Genomic DNA, 16522 nt, shown 5'->3' with positions numbered 1-16522 from the left:
TTATTTCAACCCCTGCAACTTTTCCCAGACGATCTCGTAAACATCTGTTAGTTCTCCCAATCCTCTACGGAAAACATCCTTATCCATGTGGTTGCCATCCGCATCCCACAAACGGCAGTTATCTGGTGAAAATTCATCTGCCAAGATAATCTTGCCATCCTTGTCAAAACCGAACTCTAGCTTAAAGTCAATCAACTTAAGCCCAATCTCAGCAAACCAGACCTTCAAAAGTTCATTGATACGACGAGTTTCTTCCTTCAAGTAGGCAATCTGCTGATCATCGGCAATCTGTAGGAATTTCACATGCTCATCATTGATAAATGGATCATCCAAATCATCATTTTTGTAGTAAAATTCGACAATCGGAGTCTCCAAGGCGATTCCTTCGTCTACGCCAAAACGTTTTGAAAAGGAACCAGCAGTATAGTTGCGGAGCACAACTTCCAAAGGAATAATCTTAACATTTTTATTGAGTTGTTCCGTGTCCGAAAGCTTCTCCACAAAGTGAGTCGCCACACCAGCCGCATTTAATTTCTCAAAAATAAAAGATGAAATCTGATTATTCAACACTCCCTTACCTGCAATCTGCTCCTTCTTGACACCATTGAAAGCAGTCGCCTGGTCCTTGTAAGTTGAAATAATAAGATTTTCATCCTCAGTTGTATAGATATCTTTAGCTTTTCCCGAATAGATCAATTGTTTTGACATTTTAAAGTTCGCCTTTCGTATTACTTGAGCACATTCTACCATAAAAAACCTAAAATTACAAGAATTTAACCGAATAAATAACGTATCAACCTCAAAAATCATAAAGAAAAAACTGCAAGAAGGATCTTTCTCACAGTTTTAAAATCATTTAACTCTAAAAATACGAACATTACTCTTTGTTCAAAAATTGATCCAAATAATAACGTAGGTAACTTTTCTTGCCCGTAATCATCTGCAGGCGACCTTCCACCCCATATCGAAGTTTTTCAGCCTGCTCCGAAGTTAGATTAGTCTCCGCCTCGATTTTAAAGAAATTCCCTTTTTCAGTCTTAGTAGCTGTCGCATCAATACTTGTAATAGTAGAATCTAGGAAAAGTTGATTCTTGGCATCATGAGTCGTCGTATAGCGAACAGAATCACCGACCTTGATCCTTGCTACATCCTTTGAACTAAGATAAGCTGTTAGTTTGGCTTTCCCTTCTTTTTCCAAGGACGGATAGAGTTGGGCTAGTAGGGTACCTTCTGCTACCATGGTAGAATCACTGGTCTCAGGATTAAGATGAAGCACCCCATCCTCACTCGCCGTAATTTTCCCCTTGTCTAAAAGATTTCCCTGTACCTTCTTACCTGACTCTGCCTCCAAGATTTTCTGGTCTAGAAGGGTCAATTCCTGACCGACCTTAGCCAAATGTTGGGATTTAAGGGACTCTAATTGATTGCTTAAGCCTGACGCATAGGCTTGCTGGGTACCTGAACCTGCATACTGAACACGGTAAGTAGCAAGACTAGATTCTAACTGAGAAAGCTGCGCTTCAACCTGCGCAACAGCCTGAGATTTAGCTTGCGGATTTTCCTCGCCCTGAGACTTGTAGGACTGGTAGAGAGAGTAGGCTAGATTCTGACTGGCCAAGGAAGCACCTGTTTCAATAGCTGACTTAGCTGTCTGGTAATCGCGAATTTTAGCTTCTGTTTGCCTGATGAGATTGCCGATTTCGGCTTGGGTTTGACTAGCTGCTGCATTCTGGGACGCGATGGTCTCATTTTGTTGCGATGTACTAGCCCTAAGACTAGCCGCTTGGCTGAGATAGTCGCGAAAGGTGGCTTGGTAGCCAAACTTATCCTCCTCTGGAAAGTGGTTCTCCCCTTCTTGCAGACTCTTTTGCAAATACTCCAATTGCTTTTTTTGATCCTTGAGCATGTCCAACTGACTAGCATAGGCCTCCGCTTGGACACCCTCTGCCCCTTCTTGATATTGAACCAACAGTTCTCCCTTTTTAACCAGCTTATTTTCTTCCAAATGATTAACAAGAATGCGATTATTGCTAGTTGACTGGATATTTGCAAGGATACGACTAGGCTCGACAGTAGCTCTAGTAGACAAACTCATCTCCTTCTCTGCAAATATTGCAAAGCCAAGTAAAAACACGAGCAGAAGGGACATGGGGACAATCACCCGACTGGAAAAATTATGGTAACGACGATTATAAAACTCCGCACTTTCTAAAAATTCTGGTTTCATTCTCTCCTCTTTCTAGCTATTCACCAAATGTGCGTAAAAACCACCCTGTGCAAGCAAATCAGCATGTTTTCCTTCTTCAACAATCTTGCCCTGATCCAAAACAACCACCTTCTCTGTCCGCTCTGCAATGGTCAAGCGGTGAGCAATGAAAATCAAGGTCTTGTCTAAAGCCATGAGATTATCGACAATCCGCTTCTCTGTTAAAATATCCAAACTGCTAGTTGCCTCATCCAAAATCAAGACCGGCGCATCTGTCAAGAGAGCACGCGCCAGAGCAATTCTCTGACGTTGACCACCTGAGATCCCTGCCCCATCCGAAGTCAATTCTGTCTGGTAATTCAGTGGCATGCGCTCAATGTCCTCCCGAATCTCTGCCAATTCGACCGCCCGTAAGATATCCTTTTGAGTCGTCCCTTCCTTGGCTCCAAGGAGAAGATTCTCCAAAATCGTTCCGTTAAAGACATAGGGCTGTTGAGGCAGATAGTTAATATACTGGCGCAGAGTCTTTTTATCAATCTGATTGAGATTGACACCACCCAGACTAATCTCTCCCTGACTTGGGTCGTAAAAATTAACCATCATCTTGGCCAAGGTCGTCTTACCTGACCCTGAAATTCCCACAAAAGCCACCTTAGAACCCTGCGGAATAGTCAAATTGATATCCGACAAGACGTCTCGACCATAGCCATACTTATAGTAAACCTGCTTGAAAGTCATCTCTCCCTTCATCAAGCTCAGATCCCCAACTGTTTTCTTCTCCTCAAACTCAGAAGCTACCAGATAAACCTCATTCAGACGGTTATTGGCGACCTGCGCTGTCTGAAGTTTGGTTTGCAGGTTGATGATATTTTCCAAAGGATTTGTAAAGTAAACTAGCAAGGTATTATAGGTAATCAACTGCCCCAAACTCATCTTGCCATCCATGACCAGAACAGCCCCCATCCAGAGAATGCCGACATTGAGCAAGAGATGGGCAACTTTTTTCAGAGCCTTTTGCTGACTCTCTGCTCGACTATAGGTAAAGGATTTTTTCAGATAATCCACAAATTCCTTGTCAATTTTTTGGTAACGCTGACTCTCACTGGTCAAGGACTTGATAGTTTCAATACCATTGATGTCCTCAATGATAGAAGAAGACAGAACCGCATTGGCTTCCATGGTATCCCGATTCATCTTTTCAAACGGCTTCATAAAAGCAAAGATAATCACTGTGTAGATAGGTAGTGCCAATAAGGTCATGAAAAAGAGATTGGTATTTTGCGAAAATAAAACAAGGGAAATAATGACAACCGTTGACACATCTAGGAAAATCGAAAGAATGGTCGAAGCCAGCGCATCGATGATACTATTAGCATCCGTGAAACGAGACACGATTTCCCCTGTCCTGCGTGTCGCAAAAAAGGACATAGGCAGGTGAAAAACATGCTTGATATAGGACAAAATCACATCAATAGACAAGCGTTGCCCCAAAACAAGTAAGAGATACTCCTGAGCATAAGACAAGATCTGCTGGAGAATATAAACAATGACCAAACCAATAGAAATAATCCCCAGCGTCGAACGCATCTGATCTGGCACATAGGTATCAATGATAGACTGCAGATAATAAGAACCCACAATGTTAATCAAGGTCACCAAGAGGGTCGCCAAAACGATATTAGCAATCAAGCCACGCTGCTTCACTAATATAGGGATAAAAGAGAGCAGACCATTCTTTTGATCCTTATGAGGCTTATAGTCTGGACTCGGTGCCATAAAAAGAGTCACTCCTGTCCATTCTTCCGCAAAACGCTCACGTGGCAGTTTAGTCAACTTCACCCCAGGATCTGGATCAGCAATATGAATGCTATCCTTATCCTGCCCAGTCACCACATAGTAGTGGAGCAATTTCCCTTCCTTAAGCACATGGGCAACAAAAGGAAAAGTCAAATCTGGCAAGTCAAAGAGTGTCATATCCGCCTTGATCGCTCGCGTCTCAAAGCCAATCTCCTCTGCCACCTTGACCAAGCCCAAAGCCGTCGTCCCATCCATGGTCGTCTTGGCCAATTCTCGCAAGTGAGCCAAAGAATAATAGCTACCATAGTAGCCAAAAACCATGGCTAATGAAGCTACACCGCAGTCCATCTGATCCACCTGCGGACGATAGTGACGTTTCCCAAATTTCATATTCATCTCCTTTTTCCTAAACTCATCTGATAATATCTATCTTACCCCAATTCCCAAACAAAAACTGGACTTCTTCCCCAAATGCGCCTATCTACCTCCCAACTGCACTTTTGGGATAAAAAAATAGGCAGAACAAACGTCCTACCTAAAATATATATTTATTTATTTTTCTTCCCAATTCTTTTGTCAATCATGTATAAAACGATAATCGAAAACAGAGGTGGTACAATATAACTCTTTTCACTCATTGTCAGCTGAAATCCCAGAGTTGCTAGTATCTTAAAGATGAAAATATTCATTAAAAATAAAAAAACAAATACTAAAAAATATTTTAAAATCTTATTCATTTTTTTCTTCAACTCTCCTAATTTCTATACCTATTTTATCAAAAAATACATGTAAAACTCCAAATAAACAGCTCAACTACACTTTTTTGGCAAAAAATAGGCAGAACAAACGTCCTACCTACTAAAAATATGCTATTGAAAGGAAAATGATGTTTTTACTGACACCCTAGGCAAGCTTGGGACAAATAAATCATTGGTAGTAACATTTACAACATCCTATTCATTACTTCAATTACTAATGTCCCTGCTATTTCTAAGCCACCTCTGGTATAATCTATTCCTAGTCAGAATAGATAACACCGTTCTAAATTACGATTCATAGTTACTCCTTTTTTTTGATTCGTTACTATAAGACACCTATTCCCTATAGAGCGTCTACCGCTTCAAATCTATCTATTCTTTTTTTCTTTACTTCTGTATAAAAGAATGAAGACCATCATAAATAATGCAACCGTGGGTATATTAAAATTATCAAACCAAGTAGGTAAAGATACTTTATTTATGTCAGCCACTAATCTGATGATGATATAAGACATTGAACTAAGTAATACCATGATTTCAGGCAAAACTTTCAATACTGATTTAACGAATTTCATATTAAACTCCAATGTGGTGCATTCTTAGATTCTACTCTAACCATTTTCAGCGAAGACTAACAAGTCATTCTTAACTGCTCACTCTACTTGCTTTTTATTGGCCTTATATCCTAGATAAAAGAGCCCAAATAAAACAGGGTAAATTTCTGGATAAAATAGGGTATTGGTTGGATTTCTCAAAATCAAATACGTTGCGATGTAGATTATGAGCGATACGATAAAATACCCCTCAGCAAAACCTAATAAAAATGTTTTCATGTTAGACTCCTATTTACCTGACAAGAATGGCGGAAAAACGCTGCCATTCACATGCACCAAATCCTTTTGATTCATGTTCGTCATTACTCCTTTGTATTATATTTTATTGCTATGTAAATGATTAAAATGAGTATTGGATAAGTAAATACTTCTGAAATATCCATAAAATTTACACTATACTGTCCTGATAATATTTTATAGTCAATTAAAATTTGAACGATAGTAAAAATAATACGTAGCGATAACAATACCCCTAATAATATCACTTCTTTTTTTAAAAACATAGAAATGCCTCTCTGACTACAATCAGATTATGGTCTATTCGAAAAAGAATTCAAAAATATAATATATGATGTCAATTTTAATAAACTATATTAATAAAATGCATTGTAAACATTTCGCCCAAATGCTCTACCAGCATTATAGATACCACCGAAAAATCTTCCCGTACTATCAATCACTTTATGGACATCGATGTTAATATTACCTCTCCATGACACTCGACCGCCCTCTACTGTTGCTAAATCTTTTTCTGTGAGACTTGTAAATCTTTCTTCAATTTTTATCATATTCATTGTATTTGTTCCTCTTTATCTATAATTTTTTATTAAAACAAATAATTGTAAATTGTTTCGCCAAACTTCTGGCCTGCCCAATAAATAGGACCTAAAATTAATGTCCCTAAAGCATAAATCCCAACTACTCCAACTATGAAAATTAATACTTTTACAGGAATTGACTGCAAACTGTAAAAATTCTCTACCCTAGTAATCCAACTTTCTATTATGCGTTCCATTGGCGCTCTTCCTTCCCTATTAACGTCCACGACGCTTAGCATGTACTCCTGAAGCACCATCTACCGCACCCAATAAAAATGTTCCTGCAATTGCGACTCCTCCAACTACTACCAGACCAAACAACAAGCCTCCTTCTACATCGGCCAATTCCTCATGACTCATTACATGAAAACTATCTTCCATATTTTTAATTTGTTCCATCTTATTCTCCTTTTTTGATTATTAACGATTGAAGAAGGTAGTTATTTGTGTTTCATTTTTCATATATGCCATTCATTGTTGTAGATAAACTTTACTCTCTAAATCTTATCTTCTAAAAAATGGAGTTCCAATAAATACACTACGTAACAATAGACCTGTAATTAAACCCCGTTGATAACTTTCCTTGCTACCACCCACCAGCAAGGCTAAGTCGCTTTCCTTTAATACTTCAATAGTACACTTATCATTCATTTCATTCATCGCTTATCCCCTAAAAACCTAAACCTCTACGAAATCCAACGTACCAATCTGCAAGTGTCTTCGTCCAATTTTCTCCACCTTGAATATCGGTCAATTCTTCCGAAGTCAGCTCAACAAATCCATAATAATGTTCTTTCATTATTTTATTCCTTTCTTTTTCCTCTCACTTATCTATTCGAAAAAAATTTTCGAAAATGAACAACTAAATTAAATTTCATTTAAAAAATAACTTAATAAACCACGGATACAAGATTGGTAGATACATAAACCAGGCTCCTTTCTGTTTCCTCTTACTTATCTATTCGAAAAAAATTTCGAAAATGTACAACTAAATTAAATTTTATTTAAAAAATAATTTAATGAACCACGGATACAAGATTGGTAGATACATAAACCAGACTCCTTTCTGTTTCCTCTTACTTATCTATTCGAAAAAAATTTCGAAAATGTACAACTAAATTAAATTTATTTGAAAAATAATTTAATGTACCATGAATAGAAAATTGGTAGATACATGAAGCAAACTCCTTTCTGTTTCCTCTTACTTATCTATTCGAAAAAGAAGTCAAAAAAATAAGAATATCAGAAAATTTTCCGACATTCTTATTGATAAACTCATCCAAGTCTAACAGATATTAGACATTGAGATGTTTTTTTAGGGTTCTTCTGGCTGTTCGTGATACGGGGAAATGCAAGCCTTCTAACAAGGTCACTTCTGTGGCAGTCATCTCTTCAATTGCCTGTAAACTGACTAAAGTATTGCGATTGGCATAGACAAAGTAATCTTTTTCAGCCTTGGCAGCGATATCCTTGAGACTGCCATAAATGGTCTTGATAGAATGATTGGCATAATAAACCTTGATACGGTGGGATTCCACTGAGGTTTCAAAGGCTAAAATTTCATGGTAGGGCAGAGTAAAGCCACGTCTTCCCTCAAAACTATAGGTGAAGAGACGCATATTTTCCCTCTTGTCCACTGCCAGTACATAGTCCAGACAGCGCTCCAACTGATGACGGTAATCTTCCTCTGGCTGATCCTTGGAAATAAAATCCAAGGCAGACAAGTGATAGCGAAAAGCTAGAGGCAAGGCCTCCGAGTGAGTGGACACAAAGACAATGCTTGTAAAGGGATCTCGCTCCCGAACCTGTTGAGCAACCTGAAAGCCCCGTTCACGCTCTCCATCAATCTCTAAATCTAATAAATAGAGCTGATAATGGTCAAAATACTGAGAATACTTTTCAACGTCCCCATAGTTTTTGGCAATATCAATTTCCAATCTTAAATTGCGAGAGCGACCAATATCTAGTAAAGTCTGCTCTATCCGTCCTTGCTGGACTCTATCGTCTTCCAAAACTAAAATTCTCATTCCTCTCCCCCTCGTTTCTCATCCTTAAATGGCAATTCTAAATCTTGTCTAAAAGTCGTCTCTCCTAGCTGGGTATCTAAGTTTAAATCATAATGAAAAACCATATCCTCCAAGGTCGCTAAGCCCAGTCCACTGTGGTTACCCTTGGTCGAATACCCCTTTTGACTGAGAATGCTGGGATTCAGTTCTTCTTTCTTACGAGTGTTTTCAATGATAAAACGGACACTTCTATCACCTGCCAACAAAGCAACCCGAATCTGCGGATTTTCAGCCTCACTGGCTGCTTCCAAGGCATTTGTCGTAAGGATAGAGAGGATCCGAATAGCCTCCAACATCGGCAATGCCAGCTCTTCGACAACCCCCACCGTCTCCAAACTAAAATGAATTCCCTGATTATCTGCCACAATCATGGCTTTTGCCAAGGTATTACGAATGGCTATATCATGGATATTGTGAAGATTAAAGGCTGTGTAGTCCGCCTTTCTCAGCTTTTCATTGGTCTTTAGAAAGACATCTTGATAAATGGTAGACACCTCGGCCATGTCTTGATTGGCTATGGCAGGCTCCATGCTAGCGACAATCCCTGCAAAATCATGACGGAAACCTCGAACTTCATCATAGAGATGACCCAGCTTATCCACCATCCCTTGCAAGGAACGATTTTCATCTTCTTGTCTCTGAATGGTCTGCTCATCACGATAAACCTGCTCCAAATGCTTAATGTAAAAGAGCCAAGAGAAAAATAGGATGAAAATCAGGAGAGAAATGGTCGTATCAAATCGAACGTAGAAAGGATTACATCCTCCAGACATGATGGATGAAAACAGTCTGAAACCAAACAATAAGGATAAGATCCACATACTTTTCGTCACTAACGATTGAAATTTATCTAAAAATAATATATTGAAATCAATTCCCCATCGTCTTAAAATGACAACAGACAAAAACAACGAAATCAAACTAAATACAGAATCAAATCCACTATGCAAGAAATCAGATAGTTCAGAGTAGTCAAATATCAATCGTATTATAAATGTCAAAACCAAATATCGAATACTTTGATAAAACATAAATAGATAAAGGGCAAGAAAGAGAGCTTCCTTCTTCTTTTTCTTTAACACAATCCAAAATATTATATAAAAGAATAATAAATTGGCAACATGCAAGAAACTCGGAAAAACGAAGGTAGCAAATAGATGAAAAACTACCCAAAGAAATATAGAGCGTTTGTCATAAAATGCTTTAGAGAGTTGACTACCTAGATAAATCGGAGGAGCTAAAATATTGATTAAAATCAATATAAACACTAAAAATTCAAGTAATATAATCATAAATCTGTTTAGTTAACACATTTTAATCAAAATACTATCTTGGATCTGGGAGTAGATGTAGCCAATGGTAAATATCTTCAAAAATCCCTCCACCATTCACTTCCTCCAATACCTCTGGGGTTAACTCTTCAAATTGTTCTAATTCTACAAATGTATTTTTCATTTCCATGACAGACTCCTTTTCATACTTTTATATCCTCTCTAACCCCTTATAAATCCACAAAAGGCTTTAGTTTCCTTTTAAAATACAAGAAATCTAAAGCCTCCTGAAAATGGTATATTGGTTAGAGTGTTAATAATTAGTTGTGAAGATATTATTTTTATTTAACCACAACCACTTTATAATATTCGTTTGAGTGTGGAGATTCAATTTTAATTTTTTCACCATATAAACCATCAATTTCTTTATCAAGATAATCTGAAACTCCTGATGGCAAGCGTTTCATCTTAAGAATTTCACCAGATTGACCCGCATAGGCTAGGATATGATGGTGTGTAGTGGTTGCTCCATCATCAATTAATACAAAGTAACCTGTTTTGAGCTTACCTTGCTCATTTTCTAAATAGTATAGTTTATTGTTATTGATTGTGAAACTGGTAGCTCCAAGACGAAGTCGTGCACCTGGATTTTCTAAATAGACATCATTGCCAACTTTTTTAATCTCTGAATAGGTGGTCATTGCGGGGATATTAACCACACGATGTCCATTTTCATCAAAGTAGTAGCGATTTGGTAAGTTTTGGAAGTTCTGTACAACTGCCTTAGGATCAATTTCTTGTCCTTCGTCTTTATTATCTACCAGAGCTAAGGTAGTATTTGAAACCTCATCTCCATATTTATTAGAAAACTTCTTAAACTCTGGTCTGATATACCAAGCATTTTTTTCAATAATAACATCGTCACCTTTAGCATTTAGCAAATATTCTTGCCCATCTCCAAGTTTGACAATATCATGAATATTGTATCCAGCATCTTTTCTATTTGCTAGATAGCCATCCTTACCAATGACATAACTTTCCCCATCACTGGCTGGGACAGCTCTATCTGCTACCATAGCACCTGATTTTTCAAAGTAAGACCATTGACCATTTGCAGTTGCCCATCCTGTTGCCATAGCGCCACTGCCTTTTAGGTAGTACCAAGTAGATCCTTCTTTGTACCAACCTGTACGCATAGCACCACTATTAGCTAGTGAGTACCATGTGTCACCTTCCTTGTACCAGCCAGTACGCATAGCGCCACTATCTGCTAGTGAATACCATGTATTGCCGTCTTTGAGCCAGCCTGTCTGCATTTTACCAGAACCGTCAAAATGGTACCAAGAACCAGCATTTTGTACCCATTTATTTTTAACTAGACTGCCATCTTGAGAAAGATTCCAGTCAGCACCATTTTTAACCCAAGTATCTGCAGCCTGTGCTTGATTGATTGTCAAAAGTAAACCAGCGCCTGCAAGCAAACCAAGTGTGAGAAGTTTAGATTTTTTCATAGCCATTTCCTCCTTTATTGAATAGCTACAGGAGGGTTTCCCCTCTTTATTTAGCTATATTCTAATACTTTTCATAATCAAAGTCAATAATATTGTGAAAGATTAGACAATATTACCAATATCTACGAATTGTATTTTGAGTAATAGCATATTGATCCATATAAGAAACATATTGACCTGGATATGGAGCATGAACTACCTTTCCACCACCAACATAAATACCTACATGGTCATTTGTCTCTTCACTATTATACAAAATCAAATCTCCAGCTTGTTGAGAACCATTACTTACATAACTTCCTCCTGTTGCTTGACCATAGGTCACTCTAGGAATACTAATATCAAACTTAGCATGAATAGCCATCGTAAATCCTGAGCAATCTACGCCACTATTCAAATCTGCCCCACCCCAAACATATGGGATTTTCCCTACAAATGTCTCGGCATATTCACCAAGTGCCTGTCCACGATTTTCTACCCATACACCACTGTCTCTAAAGAAGTATGGTGTACCATTCACACGTTGATAACCAGTGACCATAGCACCACTAGCAGATAAGTAGTAATAATTACCATCAGGTTGAATCCAAGTATTTTCTTTCATCCATCCTTGGTCATCAAAATAGTACCACTTGCCATCTAATTGTTCCCAATTTTTAGCATAACCACCTGAACCGTATTTAAACCACCATTTACCATTGGTTTGCATCCATGTTCCTTTCGGATCACGATATTGATTGAAAGCTTTCTTCTCTTGATTTCCCTCTGCTTGGGTTTCTTTATCTTCAAAACCAATCAATTTTACTTGATCAGCTTCTTCAGCTTTTATCTTGCCTTGATTAACTAATTGAGCAATCGCTTCTTTCTCACTTGCTGATGGGGAATCAGCATAGGCTACCGTAGTATTTGCTAGGAGAACGCCTCCTGCAAGAACTAACAAACTAGAATAAAGATATTTTTTCATCGTGAAAATCCTTTCTTTTTTCTCCTTTTTGGAGATTGATTTTTCTGATTTCATTATATCCCTTATTTGTCCTCAAATTTCTCCTGTCCCTAGAAAGACTAAATCTGTTCCTAAACGGTCACTTGAACCAAAGAAAAATTCCAAAGCAAATGCCTTGGAACTTCTTATCTTTATTTTGCTTGAATGATCTTAACCACATCTCCTACACTTTGCAGTTGATCAATTTCCTCATCACTGATTTCAATACTAAATTCATCTTCCAGTGTCAAGATAAACTCCATCAAGTCAACTGAGTCAGCATCCAAATCGTCTTTCAGACTCAAGGATTCTGTCACGACAAAATCCTCTCCCTGTCGCTCTTGGATAATGGTCACAATACGGTCAAAAATTTCTTTTTCTGTCATCTCTTTTATTCTCCTGAAAATTCACGCGCAGTCTGGGCAACTACGTCTGTTTCTAGCATGGTACGAATCTGGCGAATCGTACTATAGACAGCCTTGGCATCGCTTGAGCCATGAGTCTTGACAACCGGTGCCTTGACACCAAACAAGACCGCTCCACCAACATCTGAATAGTTGAGCTGTTTTTTCAAACCTCTGAGACTATCCTTGAGAAGGAGGGCGCCTAGTTTCGCTCGAAGACCACCACCTGTAATAGCTGTCTTGAGCAAGCCCATAATTCCCATGGCTGTCCCTTCAATGGATTTGAGCACAGCGTTTCCCGTGAAACCATCTGCCACAACAACATCCGCAACGCCATTCATCAAATCACGTGCTTCCACATTTCCGATAAAGTTTAAACTTTCATCAGCCGCTAGTAATTCATAGGTCTCCTTACGAAGCGGGTCGCCCTTACTATTCTCTGTTCCATTATTGAGCAAACCAACACGTGGTTGCGCAATACCACGGACATTTTTAGCATAGAAGGAACCTAGAACCGCGTATTGATGGAGGTGCTGGGCTGTATTTTCCGCATTGGCACCAAGGTCTAGCATGTCAAAACCCTTCCCATCTACAGTCGGCAAGGTCGACATAAGCCCAGGACGGTCGATGTTCTTGATACGACCCACGATGAAGAATCCAGCAGCCAACAAAGCACCTGTATTCCCAGCTGAGAGGACAGCGTCTGCTTCACCCTCTTTGACAGCCTTGGCTGCCAATACCATACTGGCATTTTTCTTCTTCCGAATAGCTCTCGTAGGTTCATCGTCTGAATCAATCTTCTCATCCGTATGGATAATGCTGACGCGCTCTGTCGCTGTCAGATATTGCTTGATTTTGCTTTCATCTCCGTAGAGTTGAACCTCAATATCCGAAAAGTCAGCTAGGGCTTGATTGACACCCTCAACGATGGCCTGAGGTGCGTAATCTCCCCCCATGGCATCTACTGCGATTTTTTTCATTTCTTTTCCTCTTTTAGTAATTGTCCCCAGTCTGCTAGGGAATCAATAAATTTCTTTGATTTTAGGTGAATCCCAACGTACTCTTCGTAGAGTTGATCCATAAATTGGCGTAGCTCTTGCTTGATTTCAGGCTTGAGCGAAATGGTCTCCAAAGACTCAAAATCAATAGCTTGAAATTGATTGAGCAGATAAGGGATATTGGGATTGAGATGGCAACGTCTCTCATCCTCATGATAATGCTCTGGGCAGAGGCAGGCTCCATATTTGAAAGAAAAGTCAAAAGCCTGACCGACCCGATGACAAAAGACACACTCATTAAAATTGAGACTAATACCAAATCGGGTCAAGATTTGGATTTCAAAAATATTGGTCAAGACTTGATAATCCAAGCCAGCTTCCATCAACTCCAAAGTCTTTTGCAAAAAAGCAAACAAGGGAGCATCCTGCTGATTGTCCTGCAAACTAGCATCTGCAAGAGCCGCTACATAGGTCGCATAAGCCATGACAAAGAGGTCACTATTAATCTTGGGAAAAGTCATCACCTCATGATAGTCCTCAATGTAACTGAGCCCATCATCATTGATTCGCAAGAGAAATCGTGCCAGCACCAAGGGCTGAATAACCGGCGCCAGCTTAGACTGACCAGCGTGTTTGACGAAAAACATCCGTTTGCCAGACTGCTCTGTAAAAATCTTGACTAGCTTATCATCCTCACGAAAATTGCGATTGTAGAGCACCAAGCCTTGACTCGTGATAGACTGAATCATGCTTCTCTCATATACTCCTCAAGCCGTTTCATAGCTTCTTTGATAGTCTCCATGCTGGCCGCATAAGACAGACGCACATAACCTTCCCCATAACGCCCAAAGGCTGCTCCAGGGATAAAGGCAACGGCCTTCTTCTGTGCAAAATCCTTCAGAAAAGCAAAGGAGTCTTGATTGTAGCCCGCTGGAATCTTAGCAAAGATATAGAAGGCACCGTCTGGTTTGATAATCTCAAAACCAAGAGCAGTCATTTTCTCGATAATATAGTCCCGACGCTGGATGTATTCCTTCTTCATAGGTTCCGCATCATTTTTACCAGCCGTCAAGGCTTCTACCGCAGCATGTTGAGCCATGGTATTTGCGGCAGTCACCAAGTACTGGTGACTCTTGATTAACTGGGCTGTGAAGGCCGCAGGAGCGAAAATCAGTCCCAAACGCCAACCGGTCATGGCATGTGATTTAGATAGACCATTGATAATAATAGCCTGATCTCTCAACATCGTTCCTAGAGACACATGCGCTTCGCCCGTATAGGTCAATTCTGAGTAAACCTCATCACAGACAATGAAAATTTCGTACTTGCGTAAAACAGCTGCCAAGGCCTCCAACTGCTCCCGACTGTAGGTAATTCCTGTCGGATTAGCTGGATAGTTGAGAATAACTGCCTTGAGCTTGTCACCTTGCTCCAAAATGGCCTTCTCCAACATCTCAGGAGTCAAGACAAAACCATTTTCAGTTGTGTCAATCTCGACAATCTCTGCCCCAACTAGATTGACAATTGGCTCATAACCCGGATAAGCAGGAGCTGGCAAGAGCACCTTGTCTCCCTCTTCCAAAATAGCTGTCAAAGTAGCAGATAAAGCCTCTGTCGCCCCAATTGTAACCAAGATTTCATTTTCAGGAGCATAGTCCAGTTGGTACTTTTCCTTAACAAAGTCACTGGCTGCCTGACGTAAAGTCAACAGACCACTCATCCCTGTATAGTAGGATTGGTTCTGGTCAATCGCTCGCTTGGCCGCCTCCTTGACATGATCTGGCGTTGTAAAATCAGGCTCCCCCAAGGTCAAACGCAAGACCCCAGGAATCTCCGAAATAGCCTGGTCAAACTGACGAATCAACGAAACTTGAATCTTATCTAACTGTTTATTAAAGCGCTTAGTTAAGTCCATAGATACCTCCTACTTTCAAAACGTATCTCTATTATACTACAAAAGCCCCCCGACCGCAAAAATACATGATAGAATAGCTTTCCACTTTCTATTTTACTTTTCCTCTTTACAGGTCTATAATGGTAACAGATTCTATTTGGAGGTTTTTATGTCATTTCTATCAAAAAATGGAGCAGGCATCTTGACCTGCCTTCTGATTTCAATCGTATCTTGGTACTTAGGAGGATTCTTCCCTGTTATTGGCGCGCCTGTCTTTGCAATTTTCATAGGCATGCTTCTCCATCCCTTTCTCTCGCCCTATAAACAACTGGATGCGGGATTGACCTTTAGTTCCAAGAAATTGCTTCAATATGCTGTTATCTTGCTTGGTTTTGGTCTCAATATCTCGCAAGTCTTCGCAGTTGGACAATCTTCACTCCCTGTCATCCTGTCCACCATTTCAATAGCCTTGATTGTTGCCTACCTCTTCCAGCGTTTCTTTGCACTGGACACAAAACTGGCTACCTTGATTGGAGTGGGTTCTTCTATCTGTGGGGGCTCTGCCATTGCAGCGACAGCGCCCGTTATCCATGCCAAGGAAAAGGAAGTCGCCCAAGCCATCTCCGTTATCTTTTTCTTCAATGTCTTGGCTGCGCTCATCTTTCCAACGCTAGGTACCTGGCTTCATCTATCCAATGAAGGCTTCGCACTCTTTGCAGGAACTGCGGTCAATGACACTTCCTCTGTAACAGCTACCGCCAGCGCCTGGGACAGCCTTTACCAGGCTAATACCCTTGAATCTGCAACCATTGTCAAACTCACGCGTACCTTGGCTATCATTCCTATCACTCTCTTTCTCTCCTACTGGCAAAGTCGCCAGAAAGAAAACAGCCAAGGCGTCCAACTGAAAAAATTCTTCCCGTTATTTATCCTTTACTTTATCCTTGCATCTCTCCTAACTACCCTACTGACCTCTCTCGGGGTATCCAGTAGTTTCTTTACCCCACTCAAACAACTTTCCAAATTCCTCATTATCATGGCCATGAGTGCTATCGGTCTCAAAACCAATCTGGTATCTATGGTTAAATCCAGTGGAAAATCTATTATCCTCGGAGCCATCTGCTGGATTGCCATCATCCTCACTAGTCTTGGTATGCAAACCCTTATCGGCATTTTCTAATACTCTTCGAAAATCTCTTCAAA

General features: G+C 39.8%; 22 protein-coding genes. 1 reads left to right on the top strand and 21 read right to left on the bottom strand.

From position 1 onward, the window contains the following. The 21 genes from purC to ACLNCP_RS09075 all read right to left on the bottom strand — a co-directional run bounded on the left by purC (position 1) and on the right by ACLNCP_RS09075 (position 15340). Positions 1–708, bottom strand: coding sequence for a phosphoribosylaminoimidazolesuccinocarboxamide synthase (purC, locus tag ACLNCP_RS09175; protein ID WP_045610807.1), 708 nt, complete (start codon positions 706–708; stop codon positions 1–3). A gap of 169 nt (positions 709–877) precedes the next feature. Beyond that, the gene (comB, locus tag ACLNCP_RS09170; protein ID WP_045610806.1) at positions 878–2227 is read right to left on the bottom strand and encodes a competence pheromone export protein ComB; all 1350 of its coding nucleotides are present in this window, start codon (positions 2225–2227) and stop codon (positions 878–880) included. A 12-nt stretch (positions 2228–2239) separates the two neighbouring features. Then, complete coding sequence (gene comA, locus ACLNCP_RS09165) at positions 2240–4393, bottom strand: peptide cleavage/export ABC transporter ComA (RefSeq protein ID WP_424844344.1); 2154 nt, start codon at positions 4391–4393, stop codon at positions 2240–2242. Positions 4394–4551: 158 nt separating this feature from the next. Further along, complete coding sequence (locus ACLNCP_RS09160; RefSeq protein ID WP_261052088.1) at positions 4552–4740, bottom strand: hypothetical protein; 189 nt, start codon at positions 4738–4740, stop codon at positions 4552–4554. 389 nt (positions 4741–5129) lie between these two features. Then, the gene (locus tag ACLNCP_RS09155) at positions 5130–5336 is read right to left on the bottom strand and encodes a hypothetical protein (RefSeq protein ID WP_049544737.1); all 207 of its coding nucleotides are present in this window, start codon (positions 5334–5336) and stop codon (positions 5130–5132) included. A 78-nt stretch (positions 5337–5414) separates the two neighbouring features. Further along, positions 5415–5594 (bottom strand): hypothetical protein, encoded by a 180-nt coding sequence (locus ACLNCP_RS09150; RefSeq protein WP_247947541.1) that lies wholly within the window; start codon positions 5592–5594, stop codon positions 5415–5417. Between the two features lie 83 nt (positions 5595–5677). Beyond that, positions 5678–5878, bottom strand: a complete 201-nt coding sequence (locus ACLNCP_RS09145) for a hypothetical protein (RefSeq protein WP_023940558.1) — start codon at positions 5876–5878, stop codon at positions 5678–5680. 90 nt (positions 5879–5968) lie between these two features. Further along, positions 5969–6169: an SPPN_00645 family bacteriocin-like peptide gene (locus tag ACLNCP_RS09140; protein WP_050207636.1), complete on the bottom strand. Its 201-nt coding sequence runs from the start codon at positions 6167–6169 to the stop codon at positions 5969–5971. Between the two features lie 32 nt (positions 6170–6201). Next, positions 6202–6390: a hypothetical protein gene (locus ACLNCP_RS09135; RefSeq protein ID WP_153199448.1), complete on the bottom strand. Its 189-nt coding sequence runs from the start codon at positions 6388–6390 to the stop codon at positions 6202–6204. Between the two features lie 19 nt (positions 6391–6409). Continuing rightward, positions 6410–6592: a class IIb bacteriocin, lactobin A/cerein 7B family gene (locus tag ACLNCP_RS09130; RefSeq protein ID WP_153199450.1), complete on the bottom strand. Its 183-nt coding sequence runs from the start codon at positions 6590–6592 to the stop codon at positions 6410–6412. A 105-nt stretch (positions 6593–6697) separates the two neighbouring features. Then, a complete protein-coding gene (locus tag ACLNCP_RS09125) occupies positions 6698–6853 on the bottom strand; it encodes a hypothetical protein (RefSeq protein WP_261012060.1) in 156 nt (51 codons plus the stop codon). A gap of 10 nt (positions 6854–6863) precedes the next feature. After that, positions 6864–6992, bottom strand: a complete 129-nt coding sequence (locus ACLNCP_RS09120) for a smi_0059.1 family bacteriocin-like peptide (protein WP_049499438.1) — start codon at positions 6990–6992, stop codon at positions 6864–6866. A 496-nt stretch (positions 6993–7488) separates the two neighbouring features. Beyond that, a complete protein-coding gene (locus ACLNCP_RS09115) occupies positions 7489–8220 on the bottom strand; it encodes a response regulator transcription factor (RefSeq protein ID WP_001221869.1) in 732 nt (243 codons plus the stop codon). Further along, positions 8217–9080, bottom strand: coding sequence for a GHKL domain-containing protein (locus tag ACLNCP_RS09110; protein WP_000264921.1), 864 nt, complete (start codon positions 9078–9080; stop codon positions 8217–8219). The genes ACLNCP_RS09115 and ACLNCP_RS09110 overlap by 4 nt, the downstream gene beginning before the upstream one ends. Positions 9081–9585: 505 nt before the next feature. Next, positions 9586–9720 (bottom strand): ComC/BlpC family leader-containing pheromone/bacteriocin, encoded by a 135-nt coding sequence (locus ACLNCP_RS09105; protein ID WP_000425302.1) that lies wholly within the window; start codon positions 9718–9720, stop codon positions 9586–9588. A 151-nt stretch (positions 9721–9871) separates the two neighbouring features. Then, on the bottom strand, positions 9872–11041 hold the full coding sequence (locus tag ACLNCP_RS09100) for an N-acetylmuramoyl-L-alanine amidase family protein (RefSeq protein WP_424844343.1): 1170 nt from the start codon (positions 11039–11041) through the stop codon (positions 9872–9874). Positions 11042–11153: 112 nt separating this feature from the next. Next, the gene (locus ACLNCP_RS09095; protein WP_084928307.1) at positions 11154–12005 is read right to left on the bottom strand and encodes a C40 family peptidase; all 852 of its coding nucleotides are present in this window, start codon (positions 12003–12005) and stop codon (positions 11154–11156) included. A 170-nt stretch (positions 12006–12175) separates the two neighbouring features. Continuing rightward, the gene (locus ACLNCP_RS09090; RefSeq protein ID WP_000136448.1) at positions 12176–12409 is read right to left on the bottom strand and encodes an acyl carrier protein; all 234 of its coding nucleotides are present in this window, start codon (positions 12407–12409) and stop codon (positions 12176–12178) included. 5 nt (positions 12410–12414) lie between these two features. Then, positions 12415–13407, bottom strand: a complete 993-nt coding sequence (gene plsX / locus ACLNCP_RS09085) for a phosphate acyltransferase PlsX (protein ID WP_049499075.1) — start codon at positions 13405–13407, stop codon at positions 12415–12417. Next, on the bottom strand, positions 13404–14174 hold the full coding sequence (recO, locus tag ACLNCP_RS09080; protein ID WP_424844342.1) for a DNA repair protein RecO: 771 nt from the start codon (positions 14172–14174) through the stop codon (positions 13404–13406). Before recO ends, plsX begins: the two co-directional genes overlap by 4 nt. Beyond that, positions 14171–15340, bottom strand: coding sequence for a pyridoxal phosphate-dependent aminotransferase (locus tag ACLNCP_RS09075; protein ID WP_125455081.1), 1170 nt, complete (start codon positions 15338–15340; stop codon positions 14171–14173). Before ACLNCP_RS09075 ends, recO begins: the two co-directional genes overlap by 4 nt. Before the next feature lie 148 nt (positions 15341–15488). Here ACLNCP_RS09075 and ACLNCP_RS09070 point away from each other — a divergent pair, with 148 nt between their 5' ends. After that, a complete protein-coding gene (locus tag ACLNCP_RS09070; protein WP_261067281.1) occupies positions 15489–16499 on the top strand; it encodes a YeiH family protein in 1011 nt (336 codons plus the stop codon). Positions 16500–16522 lie beyond the last annotated feature (23 nt).

Origin of the sequence: Streptococcus sp. CL6.35 (assembly GCF_049737915.1) — a bacterium.
Taxonomy (GTDB): domain Bacteria; phylum Bacillota; class Bacilli; order Lactobacillales; family Streptococcaceae; genus Streptococcus.
The sequence above is the reverse complement of the archived record's forward strand: the minus strand, read 5'-3'. Positions and strand labels throughout refer to the sequence as shown.